Source organism: Pseudomonas sp. NPDC012596 (assembly GCF_042902325.1).
In the GTDB taxonomy this organism is placed as follows: domain Bacteria; phylum Pseudomonadota; class Gammaproteobacteria; order Pseudomonadales; family Pseudomonadaceae; genus Aquipseudomonas.
On sequence record NZ_JBIBEB010000013.1, the window covers coordinates 33,205 to 57,523 of the forward strand.

At 62.8% G+C, this 24,319-nt stretch carries 17 protein-coding genes; 12 read left to right on the forward strand and 5 right to left on the reverse strand.

Annotated elements, in window-relative coordinates:
- Positions 1-96: 96 nt before the first annotated feature.
- Entirely contained in the window at positions 97-975 is an 879-nt protein-coding gene (locus tag ACFY68_RS16615) for a hypothetical protein (protein ID WP_387529316.1), read from the reverse strand.
- A 212-nt stretch (positions 976-1,187) separates the two neighbouring features.
- Here ACFY68_RS16615 and ACFY68_RS16620 point away from each other — a divergent pair, with 212 nt between their 5' ends.
- The 3 genes from ACFY68_RS16620 to ACFY68_RS16630 all read left to right on the forward strand — a co-directional run bounded on the left by ACFY68_RS16620 (position 1,188) and on the right by ACFY68_RS16630 (position 4,518).
- Positions 1,188-2,168 (forward strand): aliphatic sulfonate ABC transporter substrate-binding protein, encoded by a 981-nt coding sequence (locus ACFY68_RS16620; protein ID WP_387529319.1) that lies wholly within the window; start codon positions 1,188-1,190, stop codon positions 2,166-2,168.
- A 16-nt stretch (positions 2,169-2,184) separates the two neighbouring features.
- Complete coding sequence (locus ACFY68_RS16625) at positions 2,185-3,549, forward strand: LLM class flavin-dependent oxidoreductase (protein WP_387529322.1); 1,365 nt, start codon at positions 2,185-2,187, stop codon at positions 3,547-3,549.
- A 132-nt stretch (positions 3,550-3,681) separates the two neighbouring features.
- Positions 3,682-4,518, forward strand: a complete 837-nt coding sequence (locus ACFY68_RS16630; RefSeq protein WP_008093910.1) for a bifunctional allantoicase/(S)-ureidoglycine aminohydrolase — start codon at positions 3,682-3,684, stop codon at positions 4,516-4,518.
- Positions 4,519-4,626: 108 nt separating this feature from the next.
- Here the strand turns inward: ACFY68_RS16630 and ACFY68_RS16635 are convergent, their stop codons facing one another.
- Complete coding sequence (locus ACFY68_RS16635) at positions 4,627-5,754, reverse strand: MFS transporter (RefSeq protein WP_387529636.1); 1,128 nt, start codon at positions 5,752-5,754, stop codon at positions 4,627-4,629.
- A gap of 329 nt (positions 5,755-6,083) precedes the next feature.
- On the opposite strand from ACFY68_RS16635, the gene mexE reads away from it, so the two are divergent.
- The 5 genes from mexE to ACFY68_RS16660 all read left to right on the forward strand — a co-directional run bounded on the left by mexE (position 6,084) and on the right by ACFY68_RS16660 (position 14,852).
- Entirely contained in the window at positions 6,084-7,325 is a 1,242-nt protein-coding gene (mexE, locus tag ACFY68_RS16640) for a multidrug efflux RND transporter periplasmic adaptor subunit MexE (protein WP_387529325.1), read from the forward strand.
- 12 nt (positions 7,326-7,337) lie between these two features.
- A complete protein-coding gene (locus tag ACFY68_RS16645; RefSeq protein ID WP_387529328.1) occupies positions 7,338-10,517 on the forward strand; it encodes an efflux RND transporter permease subunit in 3,180 nt (1,059 codons plus the stop codon).
- Positions 10,514-11,929, forward strand: coding sequence for an efflux transporter outer membrane subunit (locus ACFY68_RS16650; RefSeq protein ID WP_387529331.1), 1,416 nt, complete (start codon positions 10,514-10,516; stop codon positions 11,927-11,929). The genes ACFY68_RS16645 and ACFY68_RS16650 overlap by 4 nt, the downstream gene beginning before the upstream one ends.
- Positions 11,930-12,073: 144 nt before the next feature.
- A complete protein-coding gene (locus tag ACFY68_RS16655; protein ID WP_387529334.1) occupies positions 12,074-13,129 on the forward strand; it encodes a tetratricopeptide repeat protein in 1,056 nt (351 codons plus the stop codon).
- 94 nt (positions 13,130-13,223) lie between these two features.
- Complete coding sequence (locus ACFY68_RS16660; protein ID WP_387529336.1) at positions 13,224-14,852, forward strand: response regulator; 1,629 nt, start codon at positions 13,224-13,226, stop codon at positions 14,850-14,852.
- Here ACFY68_RS16660 and ACFY68_RS16665 read toward each other — a convergent pair.
- A complete protein-coding gene (locus tag ACFY68_RS16665) occupies positions 14,836-16,824 on the reverse strand; it encodes an ATP-binding protein (RefSeq protein WP_387529338.1) in 1,989 nt (662 codons plus the stop codon). The two genes, ACFY68_RS16660 and ACFY68_RS16665, sit on opposite strands and share 17 nt — an antisense overlap.
- Before the next feature lie 332 nt (positions 16,825-17,156).
- Between ACFY68_RS16665 and ACFY68_RS16670 the strand changes: the two genes are divergently transcribed.
- Complete coding sequence (locus ACFY68_RS16670; protein WP_387529342.1) at positions 17,157-17,849, forward strand: type 1 glutamine amidotransferase domain-containing protein; 693 nt, start codon at positions 17,157-17,159, stop codon at positions 17,847-17,849.
- A 125-nt stretch (positions 17,850-17,974) separates the two neighbouring features.
- Entirely contained in the window at positions 17,975-18,781 is an 807-nt protein-coding gene (locus ACFY68_RS16675; protein ID WP_387529345.1) for a CSS-motif domain-containing protein, read from the forward strand.
- 16 nt (positions 18,782-18,797) lie between these two features.
- Here ACFY68_RS16675 and hppD read toward each other — a convergent pair whose 3' ends face one another.
- Positions 18,798-19,874, reverse strand: coding sequence for a 4-hydroxyphenylpyruvate dioxygenase (gene hppD, locus ACFY68_RS16680; protein WP_387529348.1), 1,077 nt, complete (start codon positions 19,872-19,874; stop codon positions 18,798-18,800).
- Positions 19,875-20,175: 301 nt separating this feature from the next.
- Between hppD and ACFY68_RS16685 the strand changes: the two genes are divergently transcribed.
- Positions 20,176-21,762 carry an EAL domain-containing protein gene (locus ACFY68_RS16685; RefSeq protein ID WP_387529351.1) on the forward strand — a complete coding sequence of 529 codons (1,587 nt, stop codon included), beginning with the start codon at positions 20,176-20,178 and terminating at the stop codon, positions 21,760-21,762.
- A 32-nt stretch (positions 21,763-21,794) separates the two neighbouring features.
- A complete protein-coding gene (gene rarD, locus ACFY68_RS16690) occupies positions 21,795-22,682 on the forward strand; it encodes an EamA family transporter RarD (protein ID WP_387529354.1) in 888 nt (295 codons plus the stop codon).
- Here rarD and ACFY68_RS16695 read toward each other — a convergent pair.
- On the reverse strand, positions 22,645-24,216 hold the full coding sequence (locus ACFY68_RS16695; RefSeq protein WP_387529357.1) for a TerC family protein: 1,572 nt from the start codon (positions 24,214-24,216) through the stop codon (positions 22,645-22,647). The genes rarD and ACFY68_RS16695 overlap by 38 nt on opposite strands.
- Positions 24,217-24,319 lie beyond the last annotated feature (103 nt).

A 24,319-nucleotide genomic window follows, 5' to 3' on the forward strand; every position in this document is an offset into this window, starting at 1 on the left:
GGGATCCTGTAGGAGCGGCTTCAGCCGCGAACACCGGCAAAGCCGGTGCCGAAGGGCTGGGTAATCTCCCACAGATACCGTCGTACAGACCCGCCGCTAACGCTGCGCGGTGCTGTGCTCGGCCGGTGGAGTCAGTTGCAGCACGCGGTTGCGGCCGCCTTCGGCCAGCAGGTAGCCGCCTTTGCCATCCGCCACGATCGACTGTGGCGCCTTGAGGAACGTCAGCACCGTGTGCTGGGTGCCATCGGCATCAACGCGCAGCAGGCGGGCGCGGTGCGTATTGTCTTCGCTGATCCACAGGCCGCGCTGATCGCACATCAGGAAGGTGGGGTGGCGCAAGCCTTCGACCACCACCGGGTCCTGGCCATCGTCAGACAGCGCACGCACCTTGCCGGTGCCTTTTTCGGTGTACAGCAGGCGGCCATCGGCGCAACGGGCCAGGCCTTCGGTTTCGGTCAGCCCCGAACGCAGTACGTCCAGCTGGCCGCTCGCCCACTGGTAACGCATCAGCCGGCCATTGCCCCTGCGGTCCTCGATGGCATACAGGTAATCGCCGTCGTTCCACAGCCCCTGCACGCTGTCCCCTTCGAACAGGTGGGTCACCTGGCCATCGCGAGACAAGCTGACCGGCGCCTGGCCACCTTCCTGGCTGAACACCCAACCGCCTTGCGCCGCCACCATGCCGTCGGGCTTGGACAGGTTGTCGATCAGCACCACGCGCTCGCCCTGGGCGGTGATTTTGAGGATGCTGCCATGCCCATCATCCAGCTCACGGCTGACCAGCAGGCTGCCATCGGCTTGGGGCAGCAGCGATGCGGCCTTGGCGACGTCCGTGTGCAGTACCTCAACGCTCCAGCCATTGCTGGCCTGGACCGGGTAAAAGCTTTGCCAGGCAAAAAAGCCCAGGGTGGCGGTAAGCAGTGCGGCGGTAGCGGCAAGGGCAATGCGCGGGCCGCGCAGGCGCAGGATGGGCATGAAAAGGGGGCTCCAAAGGTTCGCGCAGGATCCTAGCAAGAGGATGTGAAAAAATTGTCAATCGCGAAAAACAGCCTCACACGTGCTGCAAAAAATAAAAGGATATAAAAAGAACAAAACATTCTAACTAAATGGAATTAAAAAATTGAAAGCCAAACGCCACCTCCTTAGGCTGGGTACACCGCTTCCCACCCCGCCCAAGGATCGCTCCCATGCCCGCCCGTGCCTTCTCACCCCTGCGCCGCCTGCTCGTCGGCGGCTTGCTGGCGACCGTCGCCAGCGCCCTGCTGCCCTGGTCCAATGCCGCCGCCGATGACGGCAAGACCCTGCGCATCGGCTATCAGAAATTCAACAGCATCAACATCCTCAAAGGCAGCGGCGCCCTCGAAAAAGCCCTTGCCCCGCAGGGTGTAAAAGTCAGCTGGCACGAGTTCGCCGCTGGCCCGCAACTGCTCGAAGCCTTGAGCACCGGCGCCATCGACCTTGGCCACGCCGCCGACGCGCCCTCGGTGTTCGCCCAGGCTGCTGGCAAGCCGGTGGTCTACCTCGCCGCCGAACAACCCTACCCACGCGGCATCGGCCTGGTGGTACGGGAACAGGACAACCTCGGCGGCGTGCAGGACCTCAACGGCAAGCGCGTGGCCACCGGCCGCGGCTGGAACGCCCAGTACCTGCTGGCGGTGGCGCTGGAACAGGCCGGCCTGAGCTACAAGGACATCACCCCGGCCTACGTCAACAACGCCGCCGACGCCGTGGCCGCCTTGCAGTCGGGCAGCGTCCAGGCCGCCACCCTGTGGGACCCGTTCCTTGCCGCCGCGCAAAGCCAGCCTGGCCTGAAAAGCCTGCGTGATGGCAGCGGCCTGTCCAACAACCGCACCTTCTACTTGTCCACCGCCGCGTTCGCCGACCAGCACCGCGCGCTGCTCAAGACCTTCTTTGCCGAGCTGGGCAAGGTCAGCCGATGGGCCAACGCCCAACCCGCCGAAGTCGCCGCGCTGCTGGCGCCGCAACTGGGCATCAACGCTAGCGTGCTGGAAGTCGCCAGCGAGCGGCGCAACTACAACGCCGTGGCCATCACCCCACAGATCGTCGCCGAACAGCAGAAGCTGGCCGACACCTTCCAGGGCCTGGGCCTGATCCCGCACAAGCTGCAGGTGGCCGATGCGGTCTACCCGGCTTCCGTGCTGCCTTGAGCGGAGAACCTTAGCGATGCCCCGTCACATTCGTTTCAACGCTTTCAGCATGAACGCCGCCAGCCATCAGTCGCCTGGGTTATGGCGCCACCCGCGCAATACCAGCGTGGCCTTCAATAGCCTCAGCTACTGGACCGACCTGGCGCGCCTGCTGGAACGCGGGCTGTTCGATGCGCTGTTCATCGCCGATGTACTGGGCATCTACGACGTGTACCAGGGCGGCCCCGACGCCGCCCTGCGCGGCGGCGTGCAGGTGCCGGTCAACGACCCGCTGCTGCTGGTGCCGGCGATGGCCGGGGTCACCGAACACCTGGGTTTTGGCGTGACCTTTTCGCTGACCTACGAACACCCCTACCCCTTCGCCCGGCGCATGTCCACGCTCGACCACCTGAGCAATGGCCGCGTCGGCTGGAACATCGTTACCGGCTACCTGGACAGCGCCGCGCGCAACCTGGGCCTGGCCCGCCAGCTTGGCCACGACCAGCGCTACGACCTGGCCGAGGAGTACCTGCAGGTGTTGTACAAGCTCTGGGAAAAAAGCTGGGACGACGACGCCGTGGTACTGGACCGGGAAACCGGCCGCTACATCGAACCGTCGAAAGTGCACGCCATCGGCCATGCCGGCGAGCACTTCCAGGTGCCTGGCATGCACCTGTGCCAGCCCTCGCCGCAACGCACGCCGGTGCTGTTCCAGGCCGGCGCCTCGGCACGCGGCCAGCAGTTTGCCGCCATGCACGCTGAATGCGTATTCATCAGCGGGCCAACGCCTACCGTACTGCTCCGCTATGCCGACGGCATTCGCCAGGCCAGTGAAGTGGCCGGCCGTGGCCGCGACGAGGTGCTAATTTACGCCCAGGCACTGCTGATCGTCGCTGCGACCACCGAGCAAGCGCAGGCGCGTTTTGCCGAATACCGCCGCTACGTCGACCTGGATGCAGCGTTGGCCCTGCTGTCGGGCTGGACTGGCATCGACTTCGCCGGCCTCGACCCGGACACCCACATCGAGTATGTCGAGAACGATGCCGGCCGCGCCGCCCTGGCTGCCTTCACCGCCGCCGACCCCGATCGCCGCTGGACCGTGCGCGAAGCCGCCGAGTTCATTGGCCTGGGTGGCCGCGGCCCGGTGCTGGTAGGCAGCGCCAGCGAGATTGCCGACCAGCTGGAAACCTGGCTCGACCAGACCGGCATCGACGGTTTCAACCTGACGTATGCCGTGCAACCAGACGACCTGGCCAACGTGGTCGAGCTGCTGGTGCCCGAGCTGCAGCGCCGCGGCCGCTACCCGCTGGGCTATGCCGACGGCACCTTGCGCCACAAGCTGTTTAGCCGGGGCGATCATCTGCCTGAAGCCCACGCTGGCCGGCAAGTCCGCATTCAGTAAGCAAATACGGGGTATTACAACATTTAATTTGTGGATGACACGGGCTGGCCCCTATGCTGTCCGTGCATCCCCTGCACGCACCGGCCGGTGTGGTCCAAGGCACGGGGAGAGAACAACAAGTCGAGACCGTTCATGTCGAATCACTCCTACTTCGCCCCCCACGGTGGGCACCCAGCTCAAACCGAGCTGCTGACTGACCGTGCCATGTTCACCGAAGCCTATGCCGTCATCCCTAAAGGCGTTATGCGTGACATCGTCACCAGCCACCTGCCGTTCTGGGACAAGATGCGCATGTGGGTCATCGCCCGCCCGCTGACCGGCTTTGCCGAAACCTTCTCCCAGTACATCGTCGAGCTGGCCCCGGAAGGCGGCAGCGAGCGCCCGGAGCTGGACCCTAACGCAGAAGCTGTGGTGTTCATCGTCGAAGGCGAGCTGGACATCACCGTTGAAGGCAAGCACCACACCCTGGTACCTGGCGGCTATGCCTTCCTGGCCCCAGGCGCCGAATGGAGCCTGCGCAACAACAGTAAGTCCAACGTCACCTTCCACTGGCTGCGCAAGCACTACCAGAAGGTCGAAGGCCTGGACATTCCCGAGTCGTTCGTCACTCACCGCGACAACGCCACCGTCATCGAAATGCCGGGCACCGAAGGCCGCTGGAAAACCACCCGCTTCGTCGACATGGCCGACATGCGCCACGACATGCACGTCAACATCGTCACCTTCCAACCGGGCGGCGTGATCCCATTCGCCGAAACCCACGTGATGGAACACGGCCTGTATGTGCTGGAAGGCAAAGCGGTCTACCGCCTGAACCAGGACTGGGTCGAAGTGGAAGCCGGCGACTTCATGTGGCTGCGCGCCTTCTGCCCGCAAGCCTGCTATGCCGGCGGCCCAGGCAACTTCAGCTACCTGCTGTACAAAGACGTGAACCGTCACGTGCACCTGACGCTGAACCCACAGCGTTAAGCACTGACAGCTTCAGCGAAGCCCGCCTTCTGGCGGGCTTTGTGTTTGCCATGACGCTCAGCGCGCCTGGAAGACCGAGCGGCGCTCGGTCTGCGCCGCACTGAAACTTTATCGCCAAGCCCCGGATCGCACGCGCCGCATCACCACCCCCACCAGCACCACATTGACCAACGCCAGCGAGCACAGCGTCAGCAACACCCCCATCGAGCCAAAGTGCTCGAACAGGTAGCCCCCCACCAGCGGCGTCAACGCCTGCCCGATCAGCGAGGGCCGCGACATGCGCCCCATCAGCAGCACATATTGCGCCGGCGGCATCATCGCTAGCGGCAATAGCCCGCGCACGATCGCCCGCAAGCCATTACCGCAGCCGAACACCAGCAGCCCCACCGCGGTGGCCGCCGGTACCAGCGTCACCATCAACAGGCCCACCAGCACCAGGCTTACCCAGGCCAGCGCCGTCCAGATCGGGTGACGTTTGCCAGCCAGGATTTGCAGCACTCTCGATGCCACCTGGCTGGGGCCGAGCATCGCCGCCAGGCCGATCGCCACCGGCAGCGAATGCCCAAGGCCCTGCAGCACGGCCACCAGTTGCACGGCAATCGCCGTCATGATGATCGCGCCAATGGCGAACATGCTGGTCAACAGCAGGTAGAGCGGCCGATCCACCCCGGTATCGGCGTTTTTCTCCTGGGACTTGCGCGCCTCGACCCGCCCGCCCGGCGGTAACACCCGCCAATACAAGGGTGCTACCACTAACAGCAACACGATTGCATAGCACACGCAGGTGATGCGCCAGCCCAGGTGTTCGATGGCCAATGCCACAGTTGGCCAGGACAGGGTCGAGGCAAAGCCGGCGATCAAGGTAATGCCGGTAATGGCCTTGCCGGCGCCGTCGCCATATAGCCCGCCAAGCGTGGCGAACAGAGCCTCGTACAGCCCCATGGCCATACCCACCCCGATCACCGCCCACGCCAGCAGAAACAGCGCCAGGCTTTGGCTGACAGCCATGATCAGCAGGCCCACTGCTACCACCGCGCCGCTGGCCGCCATTTGCGGGCGGCCGCCATAACGGGCGACCAGCCGGCTGGACAGCGGGGCGAACAGGGCAGACACCATCAGGCTCAGCGACAGTGCGCCATACACCCACTGGCTGGGCCAGCCGGTGTCGCGGCTGATCGGGTCGGCCATTACCGCCATGAGGAAGAACGAACCGCCCCAGACCAGGATTTGCAGGATGCCCAGGCAGACGATGCCAAAGGGCCTGGGGAATTGCGGGGTACTGGTCACGGTAAGGCCTTAGGTCATGTGCGGGGTGTCAGGGCCGGCCTCTTCGCGGGGCACGCCCGCTTCCACAGGTAGCCGATTGCCATCGAGTGCTGCACGGTACCTGTGGGAGCGGGCTTGCCCCGCGAAAGGGCCGGCACAGGCACCCTACCATGCCCGCCATCGATGAAATATCCCGACATATCATTGCGCGTGATAATAACCTTCGCTGCATTCGATTCGTGCGTCACGCGCAAGGCACTCACACTCCGCCCACTACTAATACATTGGCGGAGTTCTCCATGGACCACTCACTCAAACCCTCGCGCTTTCCCCTCGCTGCCCTGGCAGTGGTGGTGCTCAGCGCTTGCGGTCGAACCCCAGACGCCGTGCAGGCTCCCGCCGCGCCGAAAGTCACCGTTGCCAAGGTGATCGAACAACCGATCAACGAGTGGGACGAATTCACCGGCCGCCTCGAAGCGCCGGAAACCGTTGAAGTACGCCCACGGGTCTCCGGCCAGATCGACCTTGTCGGCTTCACTGAAGGCGCCCAAGTCAAGAAAGGCGACCTGCTGTTCCAGATCGACCCGCGCCCGTTCCAGGCTGAAGTGCGCCGCCTCGAAGCCCAGCTGCAACAAGCCAAGGCCACGGCCATCCGCAGCGCCAACGAAGCGCGCCGCGGTGAGCGTCTGCGTGACAGCAACGCCATCTCCGCCGAGCTTGCCGAATCGCGCAGCAGCGCCGCCGCCGAAGCCCGCGCCGGTGTGGATGCGATCCAGGCCCAGCTCGACCTGGCCCGCCTGAACCTCAGCTTTACCCGCGTCACGGCGCCTATCAGCGGCCGTGTCAGCCGGGCCCAGTACACCGCCGGCAACATCGTCAGCGCCGATGTCACGCCGCTGACCAGCGTGGTCTCGACCGACAAGGTATATGCCTACTTCGACGCCGACGAGCGCGTGTACCTCAAGTACACCCAGCTGGCGCGCGAAGGCCAGCGCGGCCAGACCACCCCGGTGTACCTGGGCCTGACCAACGAAACCGGCAGCCCGCACCTTGGCCAGATGAACTTCGTCGACAACCAGGTCAACCCGCGCACCGGCACCATCCGTGGTCGCGCCGTGTTCGACAACCGCGACGGCCAGTTCACCCCCGGCCTGTATGCGCGCCTGAAACTGGTCGGCAGCGCCCAGTACGACGCCATGTTGATCAACGACGAAGCCGTGGGCACCGACCTTGGTAAGAAGTTCGTGCTGGTCATGGACAAGGACAACAAAGCCACCTACCGCGCCGTGGAACTGGGGCCGAAGCTTGAAGGCCTGCGCATCGTGCGCAGCGGCCTGGCCAAGGACGACCGCATCGTGGTCAAGGGCCTGCAGCGGGTACGGCCGGGCTCGCCCGTCACTCCGGAAGAAACAGCAATGGCCAGCGAACAGACCCTCGCCGCCCTCGCCAAGCAACGCCAGGCGCTCGAGGCCAGCAACACGGCGCAGAAGGTAGCGGGCTCCACCGAGAAAGTCGCCAGCGCCCAAGCGCCACGCGGTTAAGGGATCACTCCGATGAACTTTTCCAAATTCTTCATTACCCGGCCGATCTTCGCCGCGGTGCTATCGCTGGTGCTGCTGATCGCAGGTTCGATCTCGCTGTTCCAGTTGCCGATCAGCGAATACCCGGAAGTAGTACCGCCTACCGTGGTGGTGCGCGCCAACTTCCCCGGCGCCAACCCCAAGGTGATCGGCGAAACCGTCGCTGCGCCCCTGGAGCAGGCTATCACCGGTGTCGAGAACATGCTGTACATGTCCTCGCAGTCCACCGCCGATGGCAAGCTGACCCTGACCATCACCTTCGCCCTGGGCACCGACCTGGACAACGCCCAGGTACAGGTGCAGAACCGCGTCACCCGCACCCAACCCAAGCTGCCGGAAGAAGTGACGCGTATCGGTATCACCGTCGACAAGGCCTCGCCGGACCTGACCATGGTCGTGCACCTGACCTCGCCGGACCAACGCTACGACATGCTCTACCTGTCCAACTACGCCATTCTCAACATCAAGGATGAGCTGGCGCGCCTGGGCGGCGTGGGCGATGTGCAGCTGTTCGGCATGGGCGACTATTCGCTGCGCGTGTGGCTCGACCCGAACAAGACCGCTTCGCGCAACCTGACCGCCAGTGACGTGGTCGCAGCCATCCGCGAACAGAACCGCCAGGTAGCGGCCGGCCAGTTGGGTGCCCCGCCCGCCCCCGGCTCAACCAGCTTCCAGCTGTCGATCAACACCCAGGGCCGCCTGGTCAACGAGGAAGAGTTCGAGAACATCATCATCCGTGCCGGTGCCGATGGCGAAATCACACGCCTCAAGGACATCGCCCGGGTCGAGCTCGGCTCCAGCCAATATGCCCTGCGCTCGCTGCTGAACAATCAGCCGGCCGTCGCCATCCCGATCTTCCAGCGCCCAGGCTCCAACGCCATCGACATCTCCGACGAAGTGCGGGCAAAAATGGCCGAGCTGAAGAAGGATTTCCCGGAAGGCATGGACTACAGCATCGTCTATGACCCGACCGTCTTCGTGCGCGGTTCCATCGAAGCGGTGGTGCATACGCTGTTCGAAGCGCTGGTACTGGTGGTACTGGTGGTAATCCTGTTCCTGCAGACCTGGCGCGCCTCGATCATCCCACTGCTGGCTGTGCCGGTATCGCTGATCGGTACCTTTGCCGTGATGCACCTGTTCGGCTTCTCACTTAACGCGCTGTCACTGTTCGGGCTGGTACTGGCGATCGGCATCGTGGTGGACGACGCCATTGTCGTGGTGGAGAACGTCGAGCGGAACATCGGGCTGGGCCTGAAACCCCTGGAAGCCACGCAAAAGGCCATGAGCGAAGTGACCGGGCCGATCATCGCCACGGCGCTGGTGCTGTGCGCCGTGTTCGTACCTGCCGCATTCATTTCCGGCTTGACCGGGCAGTTCTACAAGCAGTTCGCGCTGACCATCGCCATCTCCACCGTGATTTCGGCATTCAACTCGCTGACGCTGTCGCCGGCCTTGGCTGCGGTGCTGCTCAAAGACCACCACGCACCCAAGGACCGTTTCTCGCGGTTCCTCGACAAACTGCTGGGCAGCTGGCTGTTCGCCCCGTTCAACCGCTTCTTCGACCGTGCGAGCCACCGTTACGTGGGTGGCGTGCGCCGGGTCATCCGTTCCAGCGGCATCGCCCTGTTCGTTTATGCGGGCCTGATGGGCCTGACCTACCTGGGCTTCTCGTCCACTCCGACCGGTTTTGTGCCGGCCCAGGACAAACAGTACCTGGTGGCCTTCGCCCAGCTGCCGGATGCCGCCAGCCTCGACCGTACCGAGGCGGTGATCAAGCGCATGAGCGAAATTGCCCTGAAGCAACCGGGCGTTGCCGACTCGGTGGCCTTCCCGGGGCTGTCGATCAACGGTTTCACCAACAGCCCGAACAGCGGCATCGTGTTCACCCCGCTCAAGCCGTTCGATGAGCGCAAGGACCCAAGCCAGTCGGCTGCGGCCATCGCCGCCGCGCTGAATGCCCAATTCGCCGACATCCAGGACGCCTACATCGCGATCTTCCCACCGCCGCCGGTACAGGGCCTGGGCACCATTGGCGGCTTCCGCCTGCAGATCGAGGACCGCGGCAACCTGGGCTACGAAGCGCTGTACAAGGAAACCCAGAACATCATCGCCAAGAGCCACAACGTGCCGGAACTGGCGGGCCTGTTCACCAGCTACCAGGTCAACGTTCCGCAGGTCGATGCTGCCATCGACCGCGAAAAGGCCAAGACCCACGGCGTGGCGATCACCGACATCTTCGACACCCTGCAGGTCTACCTGGGCTCGCTGTACACCAACGACTTCAACCGCTTTGGCCGCACCTACCAGGTCAATGTCCAGGCCGAGCAGCAGTTCCGCCTCAATGCCGAGCAGATCGGCCAGCTGAAGGTGCGCAACAACTTGGGCGAAATGATCCCGCTGGCGACCTTCCTCAAGGTCAGCGACACCTCCGGGCCTGACCGCGTGATGCACTACAACGGGTTCATTACCGCGGAAATCAACGGTGCCGCAGCCCCAGGCTACAGCTCCGGCCAGGCCGAGGCGGCCATCGAGAAGCTGCTGAAAGAGGAACTGCCCAACGGTATGACCTTCGAGTGGACCGACCTGACCTACCAGCAGATCCTCTCCGGCAATACCGCGCTGCTGGTGTTCCCGCTGTGCGTACTGCTGGCGTTCCTGGTGCTGGCGGCCCAGTACGAAAGCTGGAGCCTGCCGCTGGCGGTGATTCTGATCGTGCCGATGACTCTGCTGTCGGCGATTACCGGGGTGATCGTCTCGGGTGGCGACAACAACATCTTCACCCAGATCGGTTTGATCGTACTGGTGGGCCTGGCGTGCAAGAACGCGATCCTGATCGTCGAGTTCGCCAAGGACGAGCAAGCCAAGGGCCTCGACCCGCTGGCCGCAGTACTGGAAGCCTGCCGCCTGCGTCTGCGGCCGATCCTGATGACCTCGATCGCCTTCATCATGGGCGTGGTGCCGCTGGTGTTCTCCTCCGGTGCCGGCTCGGAAATGCGCCATGCCATGGGTGTCGCGGTGTTCTCGGGGATGATCGGCGTGACCGTGTTCGGGCTGTTCCTGACCCCGGTGTTCTTCTTCCTGATCCGCCGTTTCGTCGAGCGTCGCCAGGCCCGCAAGGCCGAACGCGTTCAATCGCTGGAGAGCCACGCATGAACCTGCTCAAACCCCTGACCCCGAGCTTGCTGGCATTGGCCCTGGCAGCCTGTGCGGTAGGCCCGGATTACCAGGCGCCGGCCACTGAACCTGCACATCTGGACAGCACCGTGCAGGCCAAGGCCTTCGACCGTAGCCGCTTCGAGAGCGTGTGGTGGAAGCAGTTCGACGACCCGGTTCTGAACCAGCTGGTGCAGGCGTCGCTGGACGGCAACCGTGACCTGCGCGTGGCCTTTGCCCGGCTCAAGTCGGCACGGGCGATTCGCGACGATGCCGCCAACGACCAGTTGCCGGTGGTCACCAGCCGCGCCAGCAGTGAAGTCGGCAAGGGCCAGGTGCCCGGCGAGACCGAGCAGCGGGTCAACAGCGAGCGTTACGACCTGGGCCTGGACATGGCCTGGGAACTCGACCTGTTCGGCCGCATCCAGCGCCAGATCGAAGCCAGCGATGCCCAGGCCGACGCCGCCCAGGCTGACCTGCACCAGCTGCAGGTCAGCCTGATCGCCGAGCTGGTCGATGCCTACGGCCAGCTGCGTGGCGCGCAATTGCGCGAAAACATCGCGGTAGCCAACCTCAAAACCCAGCAGGAGTCACGCACCATCACCGTGACCCTGCGCGATGCCGGGGTCGGCAACGAGCTCGATGTGGTGCGTGCCGATGCGCGGCTGGCCGGGGTCGAAGCCACCGTGCCGCAGCTGCAGGCGGTACAGGCACGGGCGCGACATCGCATCGCCACCCTGCTCGGCCAGCGCCCGGACGCCCTGACCGTGGACCTCTCGCCCAAGGCCTTGCCGGCAATCGCCAAGGCGCTGCCGGTGGGCGACCCGGGTGAGCTGCTGCGCCGCCGCCCGGACATCCGCAGTGCCGAACGGCAGCTGGCCGCAGCCACTGCCAACGTTGGCGTAGCCACGGCCGACCTGTTCCCGCGGGTGAGCCTCAGCGGCTTCCTGGGTTTCACCGCCGCGCGCGGCTCACAGATCGGCTCCTCGGCGGCCAACGCCTGGGCGCTGGGCCCCAGCATTACCTGGGCAGCGTTCGACCTGGGCAGCGTGCGGGCCCGCCTGCGCGGCGCCAAAGCCGACGCCGAAGGCGCCCTGGCCAATTATGAGCAGCAGGTGTTGCTGGCCCTGGAGGAATCGGCCAATGCCTTCAGCGACTATGACAAGACCCAGCAGCGGCTGTTGTCGCTGATGCGCCAGAGCGATGCCAGCCGCAAGGCGGCAGAGCTGGCTTCGGTACGCTATCGCGAAGGCACCGTGGACTACCTGGTGCTACTGGACGCCGAACGTGAACGGCTGAGTGCCGAGGACGCCCAGGCGCAGGGCGAAGTTGACCTGTACCGCGGCATTGTCTCGATCTACAAGGCACTTGGCGGTGGCTGGCAGCCGGAGACAGTCGCCAGCGCACGCTGACTCGTCCCGTTTCAACGACTCCTTTGGTTGGCTCCTCCCCCAACCGTTTGCCCCGCTGGCCTCGGCCCGCGGGGCTTTTTTATGCGGCTTGCACCCCAGGGCATTCTGCCCCAAGCTCTTGCTTCCCCCGCTTTGGACCGCCCGATGCCCAGACGTCACCATTACCTGATCGCTGTGTTGCTGCTGATCCTGGTATCGGTCGGTATCGCGTACCTGCGCCGTGAGCCCCCCTCGGCGCCCGCGGCACTGCCGCCGCACAGCTACGTCAAGGCACTGCGCCAAGCCCACGACGGCCAGCCGGGTGCTGCCCGGGTGCTTTACCAGCAGCTGCAACGCCACGACCTGGCGCCGATCCGCCGCGCCGCCCTGTACGCAGAGCTGCCCAACTACCCGTCGCCGCAAGCGCTGAAACTGGCCCAGGTAGACCTGGAAAACGATGAACCACTGGTGCGTCGCGCCGCGATCGCCAGCATCCGCCGCCTGCTACCCGCTGCCCAGCGCAGCCTGGTGCTGGGGCCGCTGCTGGACGATGACGAGCAAAGCGTGCGGTTTGCCGCTGTCGATGCCTTGCTCGGCCTCGACCCGGACGCCATCGGCCTGTATTTCGGCCCGCTGCAAGCTGCATTGGAGCAGTATCAACAGGCGCTGCAGCAAAAGCCTGACGACGCCGAAGCCCAGGTTCACCTGGCGCGCCTGTACTTGCATGAAAATGAATACACTCAGGCCGCAGCCGCCCTGCAGCGCAGCCTCGCCCTGGCCCCGGAAAGCCCCGATGCCCTGGCGACGCAGGTGCGCCTGCTGGAGCGCCAGGGCCATCATGACCAGTCCAGACAGGTGCTGGCCAAGGCTTTGGCACTGCGGCCTGACTCGGCCTTCCTGCAGCACGAGCTGGGCCTCTGGTTGATCCGTCACGACCAGCGTGAATACGCCCTGCTCGCCCTGTCACGCGCGGTCGAACTGGAGCCGGACAACGCCGATTATCGCTACACGCTGGCGGTAACCCTGCATGATCTGGAGCAGTCCGATGCAGCACAGAAGCAGCTCGAAACCTTGCTCAGCCGGCAACCGGCCAACCGCCGGGCACGGGTGCTGCTGATCCAGTACTGGAAAGAAACCGGGCAGTTGCAGAACGTTCAGGTATTGCTGGCTGAACTCGAACGGCAAAACCCGGACGACCCTATCTTGCAGCAAGGGTTGTAGATGCTTTGAACCCTGGGGGAAGGGCTGTGGTCCAGAGGGTATCGGACCACCCACGGCATGGCCAAGCATGGCAGTGCCTTCAAGGAGAATCGCATTGGCCAGCTCGCTGTCGCTGGACGAACGTGCCCTTATCCTGGCACCCACGCAACTCGCCACGGACACCTCGACGTTTTTGGCGAGCGCCGGGATCGATTGCCTGTGCTCGCGTGATATCGGCAGCTTGCGAGACGGCCTTGGCGAAGGTGCAGCGCTGGCCATCATTGCCGAGAATGCGCTCAACGGCAGCCAGCGCGATTTACTGCAGGGCTTTATCGATGAGCAGCCCCCGTGGTCGGATTTGCCCATCGTGCTGCTTACCCATAGCGCTCAAGCCTCCCCTGCCACGACACCTAACGACCATCCGCTGGGCAACCTGACGCTGTTGACCATTCCATTCGAAGAAGAACAGCTGCTGGAGCTGATCAAGCTCGCGTTGCGCCACCGTCGTCGCCAGTATCAGGCACGCGACAAATTGCTCGACCTGCAGCAGCGCCTGGATGCCCGCAGCCAGGTGCAACAGAGCGCCGAACTGGCCCTGCACCAGACCCGCAAAATGGAGGCGATTGGCCAACTCGCCGGCGGCGTCGCTCACGATTTCAACAATTTGCTCACGAGTATCGGTGGCAGCTTCGAACTGATCGACCGCCGCCTGAAACAAGGCAGTACCAAGGGCGTTGAGGGCATCCTGCGCATGGGCCAGGAAGCCGTTTCTCGCGCTGCGCGGCTGACCCATCGCCTGCTGGCGTTTTCTTCAAGGCAATCACTGCACAGCCAGCGCATCGATTTGCATGCCATGTTGCAACAGCAGCGGCTCCAAGCCCCGTTTGAGCAAAACGTTGTTCTGGATGTGCGTCTACCTGCCGACCTCTGGCCCGTGCAGGCCGACGATGGGCAATTGCAGGAAGCACTCGACAACCTGTTGCTCAATGCCCGTGAAGCCATGCCCAGTGGCGGCGTGCTGCGCATCGTGGCGAGTAATTGCAAGGTGGCGACGAAGCAGTTCGCCGACGGCGGCCTGGCAAACGGTGACTATGCGTGCCTGAGTATCATCGATGAAGGCCAGGGCATGTCGCAAAGTACCCTGGAACATGCCTTCGAGCCGTTCTTCAGCACCAAGCCGGTCGGCCAGGGCATCGGCCTGGGCCTGTCGATGGTGTACGGCTTCAGCAAACAGTCGCAAGGCCATGTGGAGCTGCACAGCCAGATAGGCCAGGGCACTCGCGTGGACCTGTACCTGCCACGTCACATCGACCAGGCGCAGGCGCACAAGCCTGCCAAGCCGCTCCCGACGGGTAACGGCTGCGATGTATTGCTGGTTGAGGACGACCCGCATGTTCGCCAGCTGTTGTGTCAGGCCCTGCAGGAGCACGGCTACCCGTGCCGCAGTGCCTGCAATGCCAGCGAAGCTTTGCAGGTGCTGCGCTCATCCCAGTCGATCGACCTGCTGATCAGCGACGTAGGGCTGCCCGGCATGAACGGCCGCCAACTGGCAGAAATTGCCCGCACCTTGCGCCCGCAACTGCCGGTGCTGTTCATCACCGGTTACGCCGAGACGGCAATGGCGCGGGAGGGGTTTCTTGGCCCAGGCATGCAATTGATCTGCAAACCGTTCGAGCTCAAGCAGTTACAGGCCCAGGTGGCACAGATGATTGGCGAGGCCAGCCCCGTCAATCGGCCAGCATGAGCAGCGCCTGATTGCCCAGGGTGGCCAGTTCGAATGGTTTGAGCAGCAACGCTGTACCCGGGACTTCCAGCAATTGCGGCTCCAGCGGGTGATCAATGTAGCCAGTGATGAAAAGAATCTTCTGTTCAGGGTTGATCATGCGCACCGCTCTGGCCACTTGGCGCCCACTGAAGCCACCCGGCAAGCCGATGTCGGTGATCACCAGGTCGAAAGGCCCATCGTGCCTGTACCGCCCCAGCGCAGCATTGGCATCCGTTACATCACACACCACAAAACCACGTTCGCGAAGGTATTCCCGCATCAGCAAACGCAGGTTGTGCTCGTCATCGACCAGCAGCACGCGCTGCCCCTTGGCCGGCGAAACTTGCGGCACAGGCGGCATGGGCGGCTCTGCTATCGCCTCATGGCAACGAGGGAACAGCATGCAGGCCTTGGTCCCGTGGTCCGGCACCGATTCCAGCCAGATGTAACCACCCGACTGGCCGACAAACCCATGGACCATGGGCAACCCCAGCCCGGAGCCGCGCCCGGTGGATTTGGTGGTGAAGAACGGCTCGAAGGCCTTGGCCAAGTCATCGGCCGGCATGCCATGCCCATCGTCCATGACCTGCAGGGCAACATAATCTCCCGGCGGCAGCCCGAGCTCATCAGGGAACGCAGAGGCCAGGCGTGTGTTGATCGTGCGTATCGTCACATTGCCCTGCCCCAGGCAGGCTTCGTACGCATTGGCGCAAAGATTGACCAGGCTGTTCTCCAGCTGGCCGACATCCAGCAAGACGGCCCACGGCTCTACATCCATTTCCCAGTTCAAGCGGATTTCCGCACCGAGCACCTGACGCAACAATGGCTCCATGTCCGCAAGCTGGCTGTTCATGTTCAGCGGCTTGGGGGCCAGGGGCTGTTGCCGGGAAAACGCCAACAGCCGATGCGTCAGGCTCATGGCGCGCTGCACCGAATCGCGGGCCAGGTCCACATAACTGTCGATGCGCTCCATGCGCCCTTGGCTCAGGCGTCGCTGCAACAACTCAAGGCTACCGCCAATCCCCGACAGCAGGTTGTTCATCTCATGTGCCATGCCGCCGGCAAGATGGCCGACAGCCTCCAACCGCTGGCTGTTTCGCAACAAGGCTTTCGACTGACGCATCGCCTCTTCGCGATCCTCGCTGATGTCACGCCCCACGGCCGTCAGCACATGACCATCAAAGCTGGCATTCCAACGGAACCAGCGGTAGTGGCCATCCGCATGGCGCATGCGTGTTTCGAGCTGTTCGGCGCCGCGCTGGCGGACGAAATCCATCACAGACACTTGCAACTCGGCCCGGTCTGCCGGGTGGATCAGTTGCAGGATCGGCAAATCCTTTACCTGTTCCTCGCTCCAGCCCAGGATACGGTGCCAGGCCGGGTTGGCAGACTGCAGCTTGAGGTCGCGGGTGACAATGATCATCGCGTCGCGCGACAGCTGCCACATGTACTCGCGATCATCCATGTAGCGCTTGATCTGGCGCTCGAAGGTCTGCGCCTGCTCGCGCCATTTATGATGCAGATCCACGCTGGCGGTGGTTTCGATCACTGTATGCAGAAACCCCACCACCTCGTGTTGCTCGTCACGAATGGGCGTATAACTGAACGCATACCACGCCTTGACACCACTCTTCGCGCACTCGATCCATAGTGGTTGATCTTCGACAAAGCTGGAGCGCCCCTCGAGTGCCTTGAATACCCATGGGCCCACATCACTCCAGGCCGCCTGCCACAACGTATCGAAGCTTCTGCCCAACCCATGCTCAAGATTCTCGAGCAATGCCACATAGGCGTCATTGTGGATGACGATCAAGTTCGGCCCCCAGACAACAGCACTGGGAAACGGCGAAAGCAGCATCATGTCCACAGCAATGCGCAACGACGCCTGCCAGTGCGGCAACTGGCCAAGCCCGGTCTGCCGCCAGTCGAAATGCGCGATCCTGTCACCCATGCCTGCGGCCGGCTTTGCGCCCGAGGACAGCTGCACGCCACGGGGCGAAGGTTTGTGCGAAGGACCGTTAGCGCTCAATGGAGTGATCCGCCTGTGCTCTAGGGGAAATAGGGTTGCTGCATCATCTGCTGCCGTGTTCGCTACTGCAATAGCGGCCGTGTGAACACCGTCGCTATCCAGCCGCACGCTGAAGGACAGCACATGATGGCAGCCCAACAAAAGTAGCACAATGCCACCAGTCAAGTGCATATCCCTGAGCGGCAGCTATGCTGTTCAGGTTTCCCTGCTCCATGGACTGACTTCCCCGTTTGACTACAGACAGGAGTGTAGTGATGAGCAAGAAGATTCTGGTTGTGCTGACCAATACCGCCAAGTACCCGAGCCTGAACCGAGCCACGGGTTTATGGCTTGGCGAGGCGGTGCATTTTGTCGATACCGTACAAAAAGCCGGCTATACCGTGGACTATGTCAGCCCCGGTGGGGGTTACGTGCCAATTGATCCGCATAGCCTGCAGATGGCGCCAGAACTGGATTGGCACTATTACGACGACAAAGCATTCATGAACCGGCTGGGCACTTCGTTGAGCCCCGGCCAGGTCAAGGCCGACGAATACTGTGCCATTTATTACACGGGTGGCCATGGGGTCATGTGGGACTTCCCTGATAACCAGCCGCTGCAAGAGTTGGCACGCAAGATCTACGAAAAAAACGGAGTTGTCGCCGCCGTGTGTCATGGGGTGGTCGGCCTGCTTAACATCAAGCTCAGCGATAACAGGTTATTGCTCAAGGATCGCCAGGTCACAGGTTTTTCGAACACTGAAGAAAAACTTGCGGAGCTTGAAGGTGCAGTGCCATTCCTGACTGAAAACGAACTGGGTGCGCGAGGCGGCAACTACATAAAGCATGATGAGCCCTGGAAACCTTTCGTGATGTGCGACGACCGCGTGCTGACAGGACAGAACCCGGCCTCAACCCAGTTGCTGGCCGAAAAAGTTGTCGAGGCACTCGAAAAGTTATCGGTCTGACACGCCGACTGCGTAAATCGTCAGGCAAACGCGGCTGCGGATTACAGTAAGGGCATCCCCGACTCCATAGGCTCTTCGTTCAACTGTCCAGCTCGGACAACTTGAATCAGGAGGGCTGCAGGCCTATGTCAAAATTCAAGGTTATTGGTCGCGGGGTGATGGACCTGGTGCTCACGTTGGCGATCAGTTCCATACCCATCGCTTCAGGCCTGATGGTGATGCACTACCACCAGGACAGCAAACTCAGTGAAACCGCGCGTGTTTCGGCCAAGGAAGCCATTTTCTCCGTTGATTTGGCTATAAACCGATTACATGAAGCGGCGACAGCAGCAATCCCGTATGCCGGCAGCCCTTGCGAAACAGCAAAGGAGCATCTGCTCAAGCAGATACAAGACGTTCAGTATCTGCGTGCGTTGGCGTTGGTTGCCGATGGTCGGACCTATTGCGACACGTTGGTACCGCCCCACGAAAACGACTTGCTGTATGCCGCCCTGGAATCACCGGTACAACTGATCTTCGATTCACCCGCCACACCCAACGCAGTACTTGTCGCCTATCAACTGCGTCAAGGAAATCTGAGCGTGATCGCCTCAACCTATGGCATGGAGCTACGCAACGAGCTGCGTGCATTTCAAACGGGCGTGGTATTGCTGCTGGAATTTGGTGATACATACATATGGGCTGACGGTGACAGCCGCGACGCTGTACGCCCTTCTCAATCAGAGTTCTTCACTACAGAGCATTCGACGAAATTTGGCTACACCGTGAAAGTCGGCTACCCCGAAGGTTTTGCAGCCAACGATCGGCGCCAAGCGTTGACGCAGGTGCTTCCGTCACTTGCGCTGGTCGGCATCATCACCGGCTCGATCTTCTATTGGAGTGTGTTCAGGCAGCGCAGAAGCCGTGGGCGTACCGCCGCCGACAACGCGTGACGGCGGTACGCTTCACTCATTCGGCGTTAAGTACACCGCGGCGTACCTGGTCGCGCTCGATCGACTCGAACAGCGCCTTGAAGTTACCTTCACCAAAGCCATCGTCACCCTTGCGCTGAATGAACTCGAAGAACACCGGCCCGAGCAGGGTTTCCGAGAAGATCTGCAGCAGCAGGCGCTTGTCGCCCTGCTCGGAAGCGCCGTCGAGCAGAATGCCACGCGCCTGGAGCTGGTCAACAGGCTCGCCATGGCCCGGCAGGCGCTCTTCGAGCATTTCGTAATAGGTCTGCGGCGGCGCGGTCATGAAGCGCATGCCGTAACCCTTGAGCGCATCCCAGGTCTTGAGCAGGTCGTCGGTAAGGAAGGCTACGTGCTGAATGCCCTCGCCGTTGAACTGCATCAGGAACTCTTCGATCTGCCCCGCCCCTTTGGACGACTCCTCGTTGAGCGGAATGCGGATCATGCCGTCCGGCGCGGTCATGGCCTTGGAGGTCAGGCCGGTGTACTCGCCCTTGATGTCGAAGTAGCGAATCTCGCGGAAGTTGAACAGCTTCTCGTAGAAGCCGGCCCAATAGGCCATACGCCCGCGATAAACGTTGTGCGTCAGGTGGTCGATGATCTTCAGGCCTGCGCCCACCGGGTTGCGATCGACGCCCTCGATGAAATTGAAATCGATGTCGTAAATCGAGCTGCCTTCTTCGAAACGGTCGATCAGATACAACGGCGCACCACCGATACCCTTGATCGCTGGCAGGCGCAATTCCATCGGGCCTGTTTCGATTTCGACAGGCTGGGCACCCAGTTCCAGGGCGCGGGCATAGGCTTCATGGGCATTGCGCACGCGGAAGGCCATGCCACACACCGACGGGCCATGCTCGGCGGCGAAGTAGGAAGCGATGCTTTTCGGTTCGTTGTTGAGGATCAGGTTGATGCCACCCTGTCGGTACAGGTGCACATCCTTGGAACGGTGGGTGGCCACCTTGGTGAAACCGAGAATTTGGAAGACCGGTTCCAGTACGCCAGGCGTCGGCGAAGCAAGTTCAATGAATTCGAAGCCCATCAGGCCCATTGGGTTCTCAAAGATATCAGCCATGTTCGTGTCCTCATCTGCAGCGGAAATTATTGAATGCTCAGGATGTTGAACACAAAAGGCGGGGCGCACGGAATACCGCGCACACTGCGGGCGAGGAACCCACCCATGATCAGCTTGAACCCATTGTCTGCCATATGGACCCATTCTCGGTCGAGTTGACCCTTCGACAACGAAGGACCTTATTGTTGTATTCGTAAACGGATTCTACAGTGCGTAAATTCCTTTGTCGCGTATTACTTGGCCACGGGCTCCGACAAGCGGCTATCCTCTGCACATTCTCCTACATGAAGATCAGGCTAGCATGCCCCTCTCGGTTAAACGTTCCGCCCGCTGGAGTTGGCGCGCCCTCCTCCCCTGGGCCATTGGCGCAGTGCCGCTGGTGTTCGGCCTGGTGGTGATGAACTGGCAAATCGAGCGGGAACTTCGCGCCAGCAGCCAGGCCACCACACGCCAAGTGGTGGAGCAGGTGGAGCGCATCCTCGACAACCTCGCCCAGGCTGCTCAGGCCCTGCTGCCGTTGGCCGGCAGGCCGTGCGAGGAGGCCCAACTGGCCCTGCGTGGCGAGGTCACGCGCAATGCGTTCGTGCGCTCGACCAACCTGTTCCAGCACGACACCCTGTATTGCACCTCTTTGTTCGGCGAATTCGATGAACCGGTCGACGCCAGCGACTACACCGATGGCACGCTGTGGCTGATGGACGGCAACTCGGTCACACCTGGCCACGCGCTGCTGGTTTACCGCACCAGCAGTGGCGACCGCGGTGCCATCAGCACCGCCGATGGCGACCACCTGGTAACCGCACTTCGGTTGATCGCCCCCGATGAAGACCTGCAATTGCGCGTTGGCAATGCCTGGATGGGCAGTGACGGGGTTGTACATCACGGCCAGCCACCGGCGTACCCTGTCGCCGACATTACCTTGGGTTCGACCCGCTACCCGTTCAGCGTGCACGGCGGTTTTACCGCCGCCAAACCCGGCGAACTGCTGCGTAACCACTACCCGGCCCTGCTTAGCCTGCTGCTGTTGCTCGGGGTGGCGGCCGGCGTGGTGTGCCGCTGGCAAATCCGCCGCGCCAACTCCCCGCGCGCCGAATTGCGCCGCGCCTTGGAGGCTGACGAGTTCCTGCCGTACTTCCAGCCCGTGGTGCGCAAGGGTGATTACCGCTGGGCCGGTGCCGAAGTGCTGATGCGCTGGAACCACCCGCATGAGGGCCTGGTACGCCCCGACCTGTTCATCCCCTACGCCGAGCACAGTGGCCAGATCGTCGAGATGACCCGCGCACTGATGTTGCATACAGCACAAAGCCTGGCGCCTTATGCGGCCTTGCTGGAGGACGGCTTCCATATCGGCGTCAACATCACCGCCGACCATTGCCGCGACCTGGCGCTCATCAACGATTGCCAGACCTTCCTTCAGCACTTCCCGCCCGGCCGGGTGCGACTTACCCTGGAGCTGACCGAACGCAAGCTGATCGAAGCGACCCCCGCTACACTGGAGCTGTTCGAGAAGCTGCATGAAATGGGCGTGATGATTGCCCTGGACGACTTCGGCACGGGCCAGTCCAGCCTCAATTACCTGCGTCAGTTCAAAGTCGATTACCTGAAGATAGACCAGAGCTTCGTAGCGATGATCGGCAGTGACGCGCTGTCGCAACACATCCTCGACAGCGTCATCGAACTGTCCGGCAAACTGGGCCTGGGCATTGTTGCCGAAGGCGTGGAAACCGAAACTCAGCGTGACTACCTTGCCAGGCACGATGTGGACTATCAGCAGGGGTATCTGTTCGCCCGCCCGATGCCGGCGGCCGAATTTCTCCAGGCGCTGGCCACCCGTCCAGGCGTTGCGCGGTTGCCGCAGGACGCGCCCCCTGAGATCATGCGCGGCTGATCCAGCCGCTTACCCCCCAATTCGAGGCATTCGTGTCAAAAGGCATTCTCTGTTCGGTCACGGCATCCTGCCTGTTCGCCGTGATGTACTTCTATACCTCCCTGCTCGCACCGCTTGATGGCGAAGAAATCTTCGGCTGGCGCACATTGTTGACCCTGCCTTGCCTGACGCTGTTCATGCTGGTGAGCAAAGACTGGACGCGGGTCGGCGACCTGCTCGCACGCGTGCGCCAGACGCCCGTATTGTTGCTGGGCATGGTCGGCACCTCGTGGTTGATGGGCGTGCAGCTGTGGCTGTTTCTTTGGGCGCCACTGCATGGGCGCAGCCTTGAGGTGTCGATGGGCTACTTTCTGCTGCCGCTGGCGATGGTACTGACCGGCCGGCTGGTCTATGGCGAACGCCTGTCTCGCCTGCAAAAAGTAGCGGTGGGCTGCGCGGCGCTGGGGGTTGGCCATGAGCTGTACCAAAACGGCAGCTTTGCCTGGGAGACCATGCTGGTGATGATCGGTTACCCGATCTACTTCGTTCTGCGTCGGCGCTGCCGCACCGACCACCTGGGTGGCCTGTGGTGCGACATGTGCCTGTTGCTGCCGTGGGCGTTGTACTTCGTGATCCAGGGGCCGCTGTCGACAGCAGACTTGCTGGGCCACCCAGGCCTGTACGGCCTGATCCCCCTGCTTGGGGCGATCAGTGCCTCGGCCCTGATCGCCTACGTGCTGGCCAGCCGCCTGTTGCCGTTCAGCCTGTTCGGCCTGCTCAGCTACGTCGAGCCGGTGCTGCTGGTGGGCGTGGCGCTGCTGCTGGGCGAGAGCATCGGCCCGGATCAGTGGCTGACTTACCTGCCGATCTGGGCCGCGGTCCTGGTGCTGGTGCTAGAGGGCTTCAAGCATTTGATGCGCCAGCGTCGGCGTTCGGTTTGAGGCGCACCTGGCGCACCCGCCGCTCCTCCACCGCCACCACGGTCATGCTCCAGCCGTTCCAGGCCAGGTGGTCGCCGACCACTGGCAGGCGGTCCAGCAGGCTCATTACCAGGCCGGCGAGGGTCTGGTAATCCTCGGTGGCGCGGGCGCTGAAACCGGTCCGCGCCTGCACCTGGCTGAGGTTCAATGCACCGCTGACGACGAAGCCGTCGGCCTCCTCGACGATGCCGGGGCCTTCCACCTCACTGGCATCCGGCAGCTCACCCGCGATCGACTCAAGGATGTCGGTCATGGTCAGCAGGCCGGTAAAGTCACCGAATTCGTTGACCACGAAGGCGATGTGCGTCGACTGGCTGCGCATCTGCTCCAATGCGTTGAGGATGCTGAAGCTTTCCAGCAGGTTCAACGGTGCCCGGGCCATGCGCTCAAGGTCTGGCTGATTGCCTGACAAAAACTCCTTGAGCAGCTCCTTCTTGTGCACGAAGCCCAGCGGCTCATCGATACGACCCTCGCGAATCAGCGGCAGGCGCGAGTAAGGCGAGTTGGCCAAGGCCTCGGTAATGGCAGCTGCAGGCTGCGCCAGGTCGAGGACATCGACTTCGGCGCGGGCGGTCATCACCGTGCGGATCGGCCGCTCGGCCAGGTTGAGCACACCACTGATCATCACTCGCTCGCGGCGGTCGAACAACACATGCTCTTCACCGCCCTCGACCAGGTCGGCGATCTCTTCACCCACTTCGTCCGCCTCCACCCTGCGCCCGCCCAACAGGCGCAGCACGGCATGCGCAGTGCGCTCACGCAAGGGCCGGTGCTGCTGCAGGCTACGCTTGCGGCGGGCACGGGCCAGCTGGTTGAACAGCTCGATAAGGATCGAGAAGCCGATGGCCGCGTACAGGTAACCTTTCGGGATATGGAAGCCCAGGCCTTCGGCAGTCAGGCTGAAACCAATCATCATCAGGAAGCCCAGACACAGCATGATCACCGTCGGGTGGGCGTTGACGAAGCGGGTCAGCGGCTTGCTGGCGACAATCATGATGCCGATCGAGAAGACCACCGCGATCATCATGATCGACAACTCTTCGACCATGCCCACGGCGGTAATTACCGCATCCAGCGAGAACACCGCGTCAAGCACGACGATCTGCGCCACGATCGGCCAGAAGGCGGCATGGCGCAGCGTACCACTGGCTTGCGTGACATGGCCTTCGAGGCGTTCGTGCAGCTCCATGGTGGCCTTGAACAGCAGGAACACACCACCGAACAGCATGATCAGGTCACGGCCCGAGAAGCTCTTGCCAAACACATCGATCAGCGGCGCGGTCAGGGTGACCATCCACGAGATGCTGGCCAGCAGGCCCAACCGCATGATCAGGGCCAGGCTCAAGCCGATCACCCGCGCGCGGTCGCGCTGATGCGGCGGCAGCTTGTCGGCCAGAATGGCGATGAACACCAGGTTGTCGATACCCAGCACCAGCTCGAGGACGATAAGCGTCAACAGGCCCAGCCAGGCCGTGGGGTCAGCTAGCCATTCCATTAGCGGGTACTCTCGGGGACGGCGTCACGAGGACGCAGGGAGGATGGCCGTGAAAGCCAGAAACTGGGGGGCTCCGCGAAGGTGCTCATAGGGACCTTGATAG